This is a genomic window from Streptomyces sp. sk2.1 (genome assembly GCF_008120935.1).
GTDB lineage: Bacteria > Actinomycetota > Actinomycetes > Streptomycetales > Streptomycetaceae > Streptomyces.
In genome coordinates this window covers 1-968 of the sequence record NZ_RDBO01000113.1, presented here as the reverse complement: position 1 = coordinate 968, position 968 = coordinate 1, and the positions used below count along the sequence as shown (strand labels likewise).

1 protein-coding gene is annotated in these 968 nt (G+C 68.8%); it reads right to left on the bottom strand.

Translation table 11 applies throughout. From position 1 onward, the window contains the following. Positions 1 to 57: 57 nt before the first annotated feature. On the bottom strand, positions 58 to 968 hold a 911-nt coding region (locus EAO76_RS40880; RefSeq protein WP_148841308.1), incomplete at its 5' end, for an IS4 family transposase.

Genomic DNA, 968 nt, shown 5'->3' with positions numbered 1-968 from the left:
TGGAGCGTTGCCTGCGGGGTGGCAGGAGTCGTTCCAGCAGCTCACGGATGGTGTGGGTCAGAGCTTGGCYGAGTCGTGAGGGGGGAAAGTGCCGCCTGGTCGGTGACGTGGCGGCGGGCGATGCGAAGAGTGCGGGGTGAAGGACAGCCGGTCGGGGTCGAGGCCGGCCCGGTGAGCGGTGTGGTGCATGACGTCCCGAAGTGCGTGGTGGACGAGGAGGAAGCCGTAGATTTCCTGCTCGACGCCATCGGGGTACTGCGATCTCAGGACCAGCTGGCGGCCACCTTGGTGGGTCTTGATCTCGTTCAGGGTGTTCTCGATCTCCCAGCGCTGATGGCAGAGGCCCGCCAGGTCGGCAGCGGAGGCCTCCTGCGGGTTGCAGACGGTCGTGATCAGCCGGTATACCGTGCCGTCGTCCTCACGGCCGAGGGTGTACTCGATGACGCGGACCCGGACCGGATCCTGGCGCTTGCGGTCGCCTGCCGCGACGATCCCGGACAGGTAGGAGCCGTCCTCGAAGGCTTCGAGGAACGGGAGCACGATGTTCTTGCGGACGCGCCACAACAGGTCCGCACCCGTGCCCGAAGCGGCCTTCCACAGCTCGAAGCCGGTGATGCCGCGGTCGGCCATCAGCAGCATTCCCGGCCCGAGCCGGCCCAGCAGGCCGGGAATCAAATGCTGTTCATGAACCGACAGCGGGCCGGTTGCCGCGGCGAACACCGCGTGTGTCCCGCACTCCACCAGCGCAGCGACCCTCACCTGCGGGTAGGCACTGCGCTGCTGTCCCCGGCCGGAACCGGGACGGCCGAAGTACGTGCTGTTCGCCTCGGTGTCCGGGACGTCGAAGACGGTGCCGTCCACGGCGACCAGCCGCCACCCGCGATACCAGGCGCCGGCCGTGTCCTGGACGGCCACCGGTCGGCAAACCCGCGCGAACAGTGCCTTCAGCGGCTCCGGCCCCAGCCGTC